Annotated in this window: 1 protein-coding gene; it reads right to left on the bottom strand. The window is 65.7% G+C overall.

Annotated features, from left to right (window positions below; genetic code table 11):
- Positions 1-2: 2 nt before the first annotated feature.
- The gene (locus C4J85_RS11660) at positions 3-14,039 is read right to left on the bottom strand and encodes a non-ribosomal peptide synthase/polyketide synthase (RefSeq protein WP_124409648.1); all 14,037 of its coding nucleotides are present in this window, start codon (positions 14,037-14,039) and stop codon (positions 3-5) included.
- Between the last annotated feature and the right edge of the window lie 185 nt (positions 14,040-14,224).

Here is a 14,224-nt window from a genome sequence, read left to right as displayed (position 1 = left end):
GTTCAAATCGCCTCTAGTTCGCTCAAAAAGTCACGAAGATCATCAAAGTCTTCCTCGCTGCCGGCGCGGAAGGTGGCTGCGGCCTGCACGTAGGCGCGCAGCGATTCGGTCTGGAACAGTTCCATCAGCGGTACGTCCAGGCCCAGCTCGGCCTGGACCCGCGAGGTGATCTGGATGGCCAGCAAGGAATGCCCGCCGACTTCGAAGAAGTTGTCGTTCAGGCCCACTTGCGCCAGGTGCAGCACGTCGGCCCAGATCGCGGCGATGTACTGCTCCAGTTCGGTTTGCGGCGCCACGTAGCGTTGCTGCATCTGGCTGACGTCCGGCAACGGCAGGCCCTTGCGGTCGAGCTTGCCGTTGGGGGTCAAGGGCATCTGCGCGAGGAACACGAAGTGCGCCGGCACCATGTAATCCGGCAGGCCGCTTTTCAGGGCGCGGCGCAGGGTGTCGCGGAACTCGCCCTGGTCGGCCAGGCTGGCATCGGCCGGTACCACGTAGGCCACCAACTGCTTGCCGGTCGGGCCTTCCTGGGCCACCACCACGGTTTCGCCGACGCTGTCCTGTTCACGCAAACGCGCTTCGATTTCGCCCAGTTCGATACGGAAACCACGGATTTTCACTTGATGATCGACGCGGCCGAGGTAGTCCACTACGCCATCCGCACGCCCACGGGTCAGGTCGCCGCTGCGATACACGCGGCTGCCGGGCTTGCCGAACGGGTCCGGCACGAAACGTTCGGCGGTCAACCCCGGACGCTCCAGGTAACCCCGGGCCACGCCCTCGCCGCCCAGGTACAACTCGCCGGCCACGCCGATGGGTTGCAGGTTGAGCTGGGCATCGAGCACGTAGCCGCTGCGGTTGCCGAGCAAGGTGCCGATGGGCGCGTAAACGGCGCCGCACGGGTCGCCCTTGCGCGCCTTCCACAGCAGCGGCGTGACCACGGTTTCGGTGGGGCCGTAACCGTTGAACAGATAGGTCGGCTTGAGTGCGCGCCAGGCCAGGTCATAGCTGGCCTGCGCCACCGCATCACCGCCAAAGCAGTACACGCGCACCGCCGGTGGGTTGCCGTCGCGTTCGGCATGTTCAGCCAGTTGTTGCAGGTACACCGGCGGGAACACCGCCATGGTCACGTGGTGGCGGTGCATCTGCGCGTAGGTGTATTCCGGCAACCACAGGCTGTCGTCACGGATCAGCACGCTGGCGCCGTTGATCAGCGGGTGCATCCAGCCTTCATGGGCACCGTCGAAGGCGAACGACATGAAGTGCAATTCGCAGTCGGCCGGGCTGGTTTCATAGCGCTCGCCAGTGGCGATGATGTGCGCCACCAACGGCCCGTGGGACACCGCCACGCCCTTGGGCATGCCGGTGGAACCGGAGGTGTAGATCACGTAGGCGAGGTTGTCGGCGTGCAGAACCACGTTCGGCGCGTTGTCGCTGAAGTGCGCCCATTGCTCGGTGGAGTCAATGGCCAAGGTCTCCAGCCCCTCCGGAATCGGCAATTGCGCCAATGCCTGGGTATGGCTGAGCAGCAGTTGCGCACGGCTGTCCTGCATCATGTACAGCAAGCGATCACGCGGGTATTCGATGTCCAATGGCACGTACACGCCCCCGGCCTTCAGCACGGCGAGGAAGGCCACCATGATCTCGGCACTGCGCGGCATGGCGATGGCCACCCGCACTTCGGGGCCGACGCCACGGGCGATCAGCGCGTGGGCCAGGCGGTTGGCCTGGCGGTCCAGTTGGCCGTAGGTGAGTTGCTCGTCTGCGAACTTCACCGCCACCGCCTCCGGCGTCTCGCGGGCGCGGTCGGCCACCAATTCATGCACCAGGCGCTGGGCCGAGTAGCCGGCATCCGTGCAGTTCCACAGCTGCAGGATGTGCTGCTGCTCATGCTGATCCAACAGGTGCAACTGGCCAATGGATTGATGTGGATCAGCGACCATCGCCTGCAACAGGTTCTGCCAATGCGCCGCCATGCGCGCGATGGTGGCGGGCGCAAACAGGTCGGTGGAATAGCTCAGGGAGGCATGTACCGCCGTCGGGCTTTCTTCGACGTCCAGCGCCAGGTCGAACTGGGCCACGCCTTCGTCCCAACTCAGCACTTCAACGTGCAAGTCGGTCAGCTGCTGCAACTGGCTTGCAGCGGACGTCACGCGGTGGTTGAACAGCACTTGGAACAGTGGGCTCAGGCTGAGGCTGCGCTCCGGTTGGAGCGCCTGCACCAGTTGTTCGAACGGCAGGTCCTGATGGGCCTGGGCGTCCAGGGAGCGCTGGCGCACCTGGCTCAGCAACTGCTCGACGCTCATCTGCCCGTGCAGATCGGCCTTGAGCACTTGGGTGTTGACGAAGAACCCGATCAAACCTTCGGTTTCCAGGCGGTTACGGTTGGCAACCGGGACGCCGACGCGCACGTCTTCCTGGCCGCTGTAGCGGTGCAACAGCGCCTGATAGGACGCCAGCAGCACCATCGGCAGCGTGACGCCGACGTTGTGCGCCAACGCTCGCAAACCTTCCAGCAGCCCTGGCGCCAACTCGATGCCCAGGCGTGCGCCGCGATGGCTTGGCAGCGCCGGGCGCGGGTAGTCGAACGGCAGCTCCAGCACCGGTTGCTCGCCGCCCAACTGCTCGCGCCAGTAAGCCAGTTGACGCGCCTGCTCACCGGCCTCCATCCACTGGCGTTGCCACACGGCATAGTCGGCGTACTGGATCGGCAATGCCGGCAGGTGCGGCGTTTGCCCCTGGCTGAACGCGGCGTACAACTGCACCAGTTCCTCGACCATCAGTTGCATCGACCAGCCATCGGAGACGATGTGGTGCTGCACCAGCACCAGCACATGGTCGTCCTCGGCCAGGCGCAGCAACTTGACCCGCAACAGCGGCCCGCGCAGTAAATCGAAGGGCCGTGCGACCTCGGCCGCCACAGCGCCCTTGAGGTCGGCGTAGGCACAGGCGCCCCGGTCGATATCGATCAGGCCCAGCGCTTCGATGACTTGCACCGCGCCCGTGGCTTCCTGGCGCAGATGGGTGCGCAGGCTTTCATGGCGCGCCAGCAAGGTGTCGAAGCTGCGTTGCAGCGCGGCCTGGTCCAGCGGGCCATGCAAGCGCAAGGCACTGGGGATGTGGTAGGCCGTGCTGTGCGGGTCCAGTTGCCACAGGAACCATTGGCGCTCCTGGGCGTAAGACAGCGGCAAGGGTTGCGTGCGGTCGGCCTTGAGCAGCGCCGGCGCGCGGACGCCCTCCTCGCCCAGTGCGCGCACAAAGTCGCCCAGCAGGGGTTGTTCGAACAGGGTCTTGAGCGCGACTTCCAGGGCCAAGGCCTGGCGCACCCGCGACATCACCCGCGTGGCCAGCAAGGAATGCCCGCCCAGTTCGAAAAAGTGATCGTCGAGACCGACCTGCGGCACGTCCAGCACCTCGGCCCAGATCGCCGCGACCTGTTGTTCACGCGAGGTGACGGGGGCCAGATGGCCTTTACTCAGTTGGCTGGCATCCACCTTGGGCAAGGCCTTGCGGTCGAGCTTGCCGTTGGGGGTCAGGGGCAGACGGTCGAGGAACAGCAGGTGCGCCGGCAACATGTAGTCCGGCAGGCGCTCGCGCAACGCGGCTTTGTAGGCCTGTTGTTCGTCCGGTGCGGAGCTCACCAGGTAGGCGATCAAGCGGTCGTTGTCGGCCAGCACCACGGCTTCACGCACGCCTGGGTAGTCACGCAGGCAGGCTTCGATCTCACCCAGTTCGATACGGAAACCGCGCACCTTGACCTGATGATCGACCCGGCCGAGGTACTCGACCACGCCGTCTGCGCGGTAACGCGCCAAGTCGCCGGTGCGGTACAGGCGTGCGCCGGGCGCACCGAACGGGTCTGGCACAAAACGCTCGGCGGTGAGCGCAGGCTGCGCGTGATAACCACGCGCCAGGCCGACCCCTCCGATCAGCAACTCACCGGCCGCGCCTTGCGGGCATGGCGTGAGCCCGGCATTGAGGATGAACAGCGAAGTGTTGGCGATGGGCCGCCCGACCAAAGGCTGCGCTTCGTGCAGCCGATGGGCCGCCGACCAGATGGTGGTCTCCGTCGGCCCATAGAGGTTCCACACCGGGCCTTGCAGAGCGAGCAGGCGCTGGGCCAGGTCAGCCGGCAACGCTTCGCCGCCGCACAGGCACTGGACGCCGCGCAACAGCTGCGCGCGTGGGCTGTCGAGCAGCATGCGCCAGGTCGACGGCGTGGCCTGCAGCACCGTGGCCGCCTGGCTGTGGGCCAGGTCGAGGATGGCTTCCGGGTCCAGCGCCATGGCCTGCTCGCTCAGCAGCACTGTCGCGCCGACACTCAGCGGCACGTAGAGCTCCAGAGCGAAGATGTCGAACGAGAACGTGGTCAACGACAACAGGCGTGCATCAGCGCCGATGGACAAACTGTCGGCCATGGCGCAGGTGAAACTGCACAGCGCCTGGTGCCGCACCATCACGCCTTTGGGCTTGCCGGTGGAGCCGGAGGTGTAGATCACATAGGCTAGGTGTTCCGGCGTGAGCGCAACCTCGGGGTTGTGTTCTGCACCCGGTTCATCCTCGACCAGCAGCACCTGCAGGCCCTCGGGCTGCGCCAGCTGGCCGTGCAACCGCGCCTGGGTCAGCAGCACCCGGGCGCCGCAGTCGTCGAGCATGAAGGCCAGGCGCTCGGCCGGGAACTGCGGGTCGAGCGGCACGTAGGCAGCGCCGGCCTTGAGGGTGGCCAACAGGCTGACCGCCATGTCCAGGGAGCGCTCCACATGCACCGCCACCAGCACGTCGGGGCCGACGCCTGCCGCAATCAAGCGATGCGCCAGGCGATTGGCCCGGCGGTTGAGTTCGGCGTAGCTCAGGCGGTCGCCATTGAAGCGCAGTGCGACGGCCTCCGGCTGGGCAAGGGCTTGGGCCTCGAACAACTGGTGCACGCACTGCTCGCGTGGATAGTCGAATGAGGTGTGGTTCCAGCCTTCAACCATCTGCTGCCATTGCGGTGCGCTGAGCATTGCCAGGTCATCAAGCGCCTGGGACACATCGCGCACCACTGCGCGCAGCAGGTTGTGCCAATGCCCGGCCAGGCGTTCCAGGGTTGCAGCTTCGAACAGGTCGGTGGCGTACGTCAGCGACGCCCAGAGGCCATCGGCGGATTCTTCGGTTTCCAGGCTCAAATCGAACTGGGTGGTGTGCCCGGCCCAGTCCAGCGCCTGCAACGCCAGGCCCGGCAAGTGCACAGGGCCGGCGCGCAGGCTGTCCTGATGGTTGAACATCACCTGGAACAGCGGGTTGTGGCTGAGACTGCGCTCGGGCTGCAAGGCTTCCACCAGTTGTTCGAACGGCAGGTCCTGATGCGCCTGGGTCTCCAGGGCACGGCGCTTGACCTGGGCCAATAACTGTTCGAAAGGCATTTGCCCATGCAACTGCGCCTGCAGTACCTGGGTGTTGACGAAGAAACCGACCAGTCGCTCGGTTTCCAGGCGCGTACGGTTGGCGATCGGTACGCCGACGCGGATCTCGGATTGGCCGCTGTAGCGATGCAGCAAGGTCTGGAACGAGGCCAGCAGGAGCATGAACAAGGTCACGTCCTGACGCTGGGCCAGCGTCTTGAGCTCGGCCACCAGCGCGCGATCCAGATGGATCTGCCGGCGCGCGCCCCGATGGCTTTGCACTGCCGGACGCGGGTGGTCCAGGGGCAGCGCCAGCACCGGGTGTTCACTGCCCAGGCGCGCGCACCAGTAATCGAGCTGGCGCTGTTTCTCCCCGGCGGCCATCCAGTCACGTTGCCACTGGGCATAGTCGGCGTACTGGATCGGCAACGCCGGCAAGGCGTCATCGCCCTGATAGAGCGCCACCAGCTCATCGACCATCACTTGCATCGACCAACCGTCGGAGATGATGTGGTGCTGGGTGATCACCAGCACATGATGCTCTGGCGCGACGTCGAGCAATTTAACCCGCATCAGCGGGCCGCTGCGCAGGTCGAACGGGCGCTGGATTTCCTCGGCCACCGCCTGTTCGATCGCCGCCACATCGACGCGCTGCTGCTCGATGGTCACCGCCAGGTGCGGATGGATGACTTGCAAAGTGTGCTCGCCTTGCTCCGCAAAGGTGGTGCGCAGCGGCTCATGGCGTTGTACCAGGGCCTGGAACGCCTGCTCCAGTGCGGCGCGGTCCAGTTGGCCGCGCAGGTGCAGGGCGACGGGTACGTGATAGGCCGCGCTGGCCGGGTCCAGTTGCCAGAGGAACCATTGGCGTTCCTGGGCAAAGGACAACGCCAGCGGACGGCCGCGTTCCAGCGCCAGCAACGGCTGCGCCGTGCTCACCTGCAGCGCCGCGCAAGCGTCGGCAAATGCGCGCAGGGTTGGTTGTTCGAATAAGGTGCGTAGCGGCACCTCAAGGTTGAGCGCATGTCGCACCCGAGAGATCACCTGGGTGGCCAGCAACGAGTGACCACCGCGTTCGAAGAAGTGATCGTCCAGACCGACCTGCTCAACCTGCAACACCGCTTGCCAGACCGCCGCGAGCTGGATTTGCAGCGGGCTGTGGGGCGCCACGTAGGCCGGGGCGTGCAGGTTCAGGTCCGGCGCCGGCAGTGCGCGGCGGTCGAGCTTGCCGTTGCTGTTCAAGGGCAAGGCCTCAAGCACCACCCACTGCCCAGGCACCATGTAGTCCGGCAGCGACTGGCGCAAACGGCCCGCCAGTGCCTGTGTCTCCAGCACATGGCCCTCGGCGGCTACCACGTAGGCGACCAATTGCGTGCCCGTGGCGCTCGGCAGCGCATGCACCGCCGCTTCACGCACCTGCGGCAAGGCTTGCAGGCTGGCTTCGATTTCGCCCATTTCAATGCGCAAGCCGCGAATCTTCACCTGATGGTCGATACGCCCGACGTATTCCAGCGCACCCGCCTCGTTGTAACGGGCCAGGTCGCCGCTGCGGTAGAGCCGCGCACCGGGGACAGCGGCAAACGGGTCGGGCAGGAAGCGCTCGGCGGTCAGCGCCGGGCGGTCGAAATAGCCTTGGGCCAGGCCGGCCTCGGCACCAATGCACAACTCGCCCACGCCATCGGTCGCCTGCAGTTCCAAAGCGCTGTCGAGCACGTAGAGCGAGCGCCCTGCAATCGCGCGCCCAATCGGCACGCCGAACGCGTCGCTGGCATCAGCCAACCGGCAATCGTGCACGCTGGACACCACCGTCGCCTCGGTCGGCCCGTACGTGTTGACCAGCCGCACATCGCCCAACCCGGCGGCATGCCAGGCGCGCAGGCCTTCCACGGACATGGCCTCACCGCCCACATGCACCTGGCGCAGCTTGCCCAGGGGGCGGCGGTGCACGGCGCATTCCTTGGCCAGCAAGTACCAGTAGGCGGCGGGCAAGTCGGCCAGGGTCACGCCCTGTTCAACGATTTCTCGCACCAGTTGCCCGGCGTCCCACAGGTCATCGCCGCGCATGATCAGCGCCGCGCCCACGCACAGCGGCGGGTAGCACTGCTCGACAAAGCCGTCGAAACTGAAGGTCGCAAACTGCAGCACGCGGTCCTGGGCGCTCAGTTGGCTGTACACCACGGCGCTGTCGCAGAACTGGTCGAGGGCGGCATGGTCGATGGCCACGCCTTTGGGCTGGCCGGTGGAGCCGGAGGTGTAGATCACATAGGCCAGGTCCGCCGCCGTCGCGTGGTTGGGCGGATTGGTCGCAGGGTAGCTGGCCAATTCATCACCGCCGGCGCTGAAGTCGAGGCGGGTCAGCCCTGCCGGCAATGGCAAATCGGCCAGCAGGCCGGTTTCGCTGAGCAGCAGGTCGAGGCGGCTGTCCGCCAGCATGTAGGCCAGGCGCTCGGCGGGGTATTTCGGGTCCAGCGGCACATAGGCCGCGCCGCTCTTGAGCACCGCCAGCAGGCTGACGATCAACTGCGGGCCACGACGGGACGCCAGGCCCACGCGCTGACCGGGGCCGACGCCGCATTCCAGCAGGCGATGGGCCAGGCGGTTGGCGCGGGCGTTGAGTTGGGCATAGCTGAGGCGTTCGCTGCCAGCCTGCACCGCCAGTGCGTCCGGCGTGGCCTGGGCCTGGGCAGCGATGCGTTCATGGGCGCGCTGATGAGGCTGGGCGGCTGCGGGCAATTGGCTGAGGGCAAGCACGTCGCGCTGGGCGCTGGCGTCGAGCAGACGCAGGTTGCCCAGGGGGCTTTGCGCGTCTGCGAGCAATTGCGCGAGCAGGTACTGCAGGTTGTCGCTCAGGCGGATGACCTGGGCTTGGCTGAAGAGCGCCCGGTCGTAGCTGAATTCCAGGCGCAGGCTGGTACCCAGCTCGATGCCGAGGGTCAGCGGATAATGCGTGCGCTCATGGTTATGTAACGGCCCGAAGCTCAGCCCGGCCGGCGCACCCTGTTTCAAGGCTTCGGCCACCGGGAAGTTTTCGAACACCAGCAGGGTGTCGAACAGCGCGGCGCCTGGCTGGCCAGCCCAGCCCTGGATGTCGTAGAGCGGCACATGCTCGTGATCGCGCAGGCTGAGGTTCAGCGCTTGCAACTCGCCGAGCCAACTGATGGCCGATTGTGCCGGCAAGGCGGCGCTGATGATCGGCAAGGTGTTGATGAACAGGCCCAACTGCTGTTCGATCCCGGTCAACGGCGCGGAACGCCCGGCCACGGTGGCGCCGAACGCCACGCACGCCTGGCCGGTGTAGCGTTGCAGCAGCAGGCTCCAGGCCCCTTGCAGCACGGTGTTGAGAGTGACTTTGTGTTGGCGGGCGAACTCACTGAGGGTGTGGGTGAAGTCACGGCCCAGCACGACCTGATGATCTGCAGTGCCTGTCCGCGCAACCGGCGCACGCAGCGCTTGTGCCAGCAGAGTCGGCGCTTGCAACGGCGCCAGCTGGGCTTTCCAGAACGCTTCGCCGTTGCCTTGCCGTTGCAGCCAGCCCAGGTAATCGCGAAATTGCCCGAGCGGTGCGGGCACGGCCTGGCCGGCGTAATGGGCGAGCACCTCGCCGAGCAACTGGGCGTTGCTCCAGCCATCCATGAGAATGTGGTGGCTGGTGAAAATCAGGTGCCAGGTCGGCCCCGCGCCGCGCACCAGCATCAGGCGAAACAGCGGCGCGGTATCGAGCGCGAAACCGCGTTCACGCTCGGCGTGGGCCAGGGCTTCGCAATCGGCACTCGGGTCTTCAATCACCTGCAGCTGCAGGTCGACCTGGCGCCGGATCACTTGATGGGCGCTGTCCAAGCCCAACCAATGGAAGCTGCTGCGCAGGATGTCGTGACGGTCCAGCGCGGCCTGCCAGGCACGCCCGAACGCCAGCAGATCGAGGCCGTCGATGTCGACGCGCAACTGGTTGATATAGGCCTGGGCCTCGGGCGCCAGCAGGGTGTGGAACAGCATGCCCTGCTGCATCGGCGACAGCGGGTACAGGTCGGCGATGGCCGGCCCGGCCACCGGCAATCCATCCAGCTGCGCCTGAGTGACCTGTGCCAGGGGGAAATCCGATGGCGTGACCTGCCCGGCCGGTGTGGCACAGCAATGGGCGATCACGGCCTTGAGCTCACAGGCGAATTCATCCGCCAGGCGCTGGATGGTCGCAGCCTCGAACATCTCGCGACTGAAGCCCCACTGCAGCGCCAATTCACCGCCATACACCTGCCCTTCCACCGTCAGCCAGTTGGCCAGCGGTGCCTCGGGGTCCTGGGCCTGGCCGCTGCCCTCGGCGGCCGGTACAAACAGTGCCGATTCATCGAACTGGCGATCGAACTGCCCCAGATAGTTGAAGGTAATGCGTGGCACGGCTAGGCCGGCCAGGGATTCGCGGGCTCCGGGCGCGCCGAGGTAGCGCAGCAGGCCATAGCCCAGGCCCTTGTCGGGGACTGCACGCAGTTGTTCCTTGACCGCCTTGATCGCGCCGGCCAACTCGCCGTCCGCCTGTAGACGCAGCGGAAACAGGCTGGTGAACCAGCCGACGGTGCGCGTCAGGTCGATGCCGTCGAACAGGTCTTCGCGGCCATGCCCTTCCAGCTGGATCAGCGCGGCGGGCTGAGCGCTCCAACGGCTGACCACGCGCGCCAGGGCGGTGAGCAACAGGTCATTGACCTGGGTGCGATAGGCCGCAGGCGCCTCTTGCAGCAACTGGCGCGTGTGCTCGGCGTCGAGGCGCGTTTCCAGCTTGGCGCCCAGGCGATGCTGCAGGCCGCCTTCAGGGTGATCACACGGCAACTCGGCCTCGGCGGTTTGCGCCTGCCAGTACGGCAGTTGATGCTCGAGAGCGTGCGCGTGCTCTTGCAGCCGGTGCGCCCAGTGCTGATAGGCGCTGGTCTTTGCCGGCAACCGCTGCTCGCGATACGCCTGTTGCAGGTCTTCGAGCAGGATGCGCCAGGACACGCCATCCACCACCAGGTGGTGCACCACCAGCAGCAACCGCTGGGTGCCGTCGGCCATCTCGACCAGGGCGGCGCGCAGCAACGGGCCGTGCTCCAGGTCAAGGCTGCGCTGGGCCTTGTCACACAGCGCGGCCAATTCGGCGTCGGTGTCGACATGGGCCTGCCACAGCAGCGATGCATCGACCGCAGTGGCGTGGTGCTGTTGCCACCCTTGAGCCTGCGCCACGAAGCGCAGGCGCAGGGCATCGTGATGCTGGATCACTTGCATCACGGCCGCGTCGAGCCGAGCGGGCTGCAGTGGTTCACGCGGGGTCAGCAGCAACGACTGGTTCCAATGGTGACGCGCCGGGATGGCCTGGGCGAAAAAGCCCTGCTGCACCGGCGTGAGGATGACCTCACCGCTGACCGGCCCTTGATCGACCACGCTCAGTTCGTCGCAGCCCGCCACCAGCGCCAGGCTGCGCACACTCTGGTACTGGAACAGGTCGCGCGGACTGAGGCGGATACCGGCCTGGCGGGCCCGGCTGACCACCTGAATGGAGATGATCGAATCGCCGCCCAGCTCGAAAAAGTTGTCGTCCAGGCCGACAGCCTCGATGCCCAGCACGTCGCTCCAGATCGCGGCCAGGGCTTGTTGCACGGTATTTTCCGGGGCAGCAAAGGCCTGCTGCGCCGTGGCGTCCGGCAGTGGCAGCGCCTTGCGGTCGAGCTTGCCGTTGGCGGTCACCGGCAGTTTGGCAAGCGTGATGAAGTGGCTTGGCACCATGTATTCCGGCAGGCTGCCAAGCAGCCAGGCCTGGAGGTCGGTCGGGGCGTCGCGTTCAAGCACCAGGTAAGCCACCAACTGCTTGGCACCGTGTACCACCACCACTGCTTCGCGCACCGTGGGGTGCTGCATCAGGCGCGTTTCGATCTCGCCCAGTTCGATGCGCAAGCCGCGCAGCTTGACCTGATGGTCGAGGCGGCCAAGGTATTCGATCACCCCATCGGCGCGCTGGCGCACACGGTCACCGGTACGATACAAGCGCTCGCCGGCCACGAACGGGCTCGGCACAAAGCGCTCGGCCGTCAACGCCGGGCGGCGATGGTAACTGCGCGCCAGGCCGGTGCCGCCCAGGTACAGCTCGCCGGCGATACCGGCCGCAACCGGGTTGAGCTGGGCATCGAGCACATAGGTGCCGAGGTTGGCGATCGGCCGGCCGATAGGCACGCTGTCGGCGCCTTCGTCGATGCAGGTCCAGTGGGTGACGTCGATTGCGGCCTCGGTCGGGCCGTAGAGGTTGTACAAGGCCGCATTCGCCAGCTTGGCGAACACTTGGCGTTGCGCGTCCAATGGCAAGGCTTCGCCACTGCAGACAATGCGCTTGAGGCTGGCGCAGGCCTCCACGCCGGGCTCATGGATAAATGCCTGCAACATTGACGGCACGAAGTGCACGGTGGTGACGGCGTGCCGGCCGATGGTCTCGATCAGCCGGGCCGGCTCACGGTGCTCGCCCGGCGCTGCAACCACCAGGCGCGCGCCCGTCATCAGCGGCCAGAAAAACTCCCACACGGAAACGTCGAAGCTGAACGGGGTTTTCTGCAGCACCGCGTCGCCGCCATCGAGTGCGTAGGCCTGCTGCATCCAGCACAGGCGATTGACCAGTGCGCGGTGGCTGTTACCGGCGCCCTTGGGCTTACCGGTGGAGCCCGAGGTGTAGATCACGTAGGCGAGGTTCAGCCCATGCAGGATGACGTTCGGGGAGGCGGTGCTGTAGCTGTCGAGCCAGTTCGCCGGCTGATCCAGGGCAATCACCTGGAGGCCTGCGGTCGGCAGCCGTGCCAGCAGGCTTTGCTGGCTGAGCAGCAGCCTGATACCGCTGTCGTCGATCATGTACGCCAGGCGCTCCTCGGGGTATTCCGGGTCCAGCGGGACATAGGCGCCGCCCGCCTTGAGGATTGCCAGCAAGCCCACGACCATTTCAATGGAACGCTCGACACAGATGCCCACCAGCACGTCCGGGCCGACACCTTGTGCGCGCAATGCATGGGCCAACCGGTTGGCCCGCGCGTCAAGCTGGGCGTAGGTCAGGGTCAGCTCACCGAACACCAGCGCTGGCGCATCAGGCGTGCGTTGTGCCTGGTCTTCAATCAAGTGATGGATCGCGCGTTCGGTCGGGTACGGCGTGGCCGTGTGGTTCCAGGTCTTGACCAGCAGTTGTAGCTCGTCGGCGTCCAGCATCGGCAGCTCACCGATGCGCTGTTCAGCGTCCGCCACCATCGCCTGCAACAGGCGGGTCCAATGGCGCGCCATGCGCTGGATGGAAGGTGCGTCGAACAAGTCGTTGGCGTAGGTCAGCGCGGCATGCAAGGTGCCGGATTTTTCATAGGTGTCGAGAGTAAGGTCGAACTGGGTGGTGCGGCCCTGCCATTCCACCAGAGCCAGTTCCAGGCCGGAAGCGGTGCTGACGGAGGCGATATCCGCCACCACGGGTTGATGGTTGTACATCACCTGGAACAGCGGCGTATGGCTGAGGCTACGCTCGACGTTCAAGGCGTCGACCAAGCGTTCGAACGGCAATTCCTGATGGGCCTGGGCGCCCAGGGCGTGCTCCTTGATGCCTTGCAGCAGTTCGGTAATGCGGGTTTGGCCGGTCAGTTCGGTGCGCAGTACCTGGGTGTTGACGAAGAAGCCGATCAACCCCTCGACTTCAGTGCGGTTGCGGTTAGCGATGGGCACGCCGACACGAATGTCGCCCTGCCCCGTATAACGATGCAACAACACGTTGAAGGCGCCGAGCAACAGCATGAACAAGGTGACGTTGTGCTTTTGCGCGCACACGCGCAGTTGGGTGGCCAGCGCCGGGTCGATCTCGAAGGCATGGCGAGTGCCCTGGTAACTGGGCATGGCCGGGCGTGGACGGTCGGTCGGCAGCTCCAGAACCGGATGTTCATCGCCCAGGCGCGCCTGCCAATACGCCAACTGGCGCGCCTGTTCGCCGGCCTCCAGCCAGCGGCGTTGCCACAGGGCGTAGTCACTGTACTGGATCGCCAGCGCCGGCAATTGTGGCGCCTCGTTGCGCTCGTGGGCGTCATAGCAACGGATGAACTCGTCGATCAACACATTCATCGACCAACCGTCGGAGACGATGTGGTGCAAGGTCAGCAGCAGCACGTGCTCGTGTTCGTCGAGCCTGAGCAGCTGCACGCGCAGCAGCGGGCCATGCTCGAGGTCGAATGGCAGTAGCGACTGGCGCGTCGCCGCCGCGTTGACCGCCTGCTCACGGTCAACGGGCGCCAGGGTGCTCAAGTCCAGGTGCTCGATGGCCAATGACGGCTCGATTGACACCTGCGCCAGACGCTCATCCGCTTGACGCTGAAACACCGTGCGCAAGGTTTCGTGACGCGCCACCAGGCTGGCGAACGCTTGTTCCAGGGCGTCGAGGCTGAGCGCACCTTTCAAGCGTACGGCGCCGGGCAGGTTGTAGGCGCCGCTGGCCGGATCCAACTGCCAGAGAAACCACATGCGTTGCTGCGCGTAGGACAGCGCCCGGCGATCCTCGGCCTCAACCCCAGCCGGAATCGGAAACCGGGAAAAATCCACGCCTTCTTTCTGCAAGGCCTGCAGGAACACTTGGCGTTTTTCCAGGGGCAACCCGATAAACCGGCGAGCAAGTTTCAAGGAGTCTTCAGCATTCATTTGTTGGAGTCCGGAGCAATAGGCAGGAAGCACAAAGGCACGTCGTCCCTATAAAACGAACCGCAGAGGGAAAAATTAGCGAGGAATGGGGGCCTGCAAGCGAGGTGTCATCACGGGTTACATCAATCTCGGGAAAGGCGCATCAGACCGAGCTAGCATTGACGTACACCACTTTTTGCAACTAC

The organism is Pseudomonas sp. R4-34-07 (genome assembly GCF_003852375.1).
Taxonomy (GTDB): Bacteria; Pseudomonadota; Gammaproteobacteria; order Pseudomonadales; family Pseudomonadaceae; genus Aquipseudomonas.
Note: the sequence above shows the minus strand (reverse complement) of the source record. Positions and strands in the feature narration are given on the sequence as shown.

Bases quoted from the DNA above. Each gene is read 5' to 3' on its own strand.
- C4J85_RS11660 (WP_124409648.1), bottom strand. From the start codon at position 14,039: ATGAATGCTGAAGACTCCTTGAAACTTGCTCGCCGGTTTATCGGGTTG.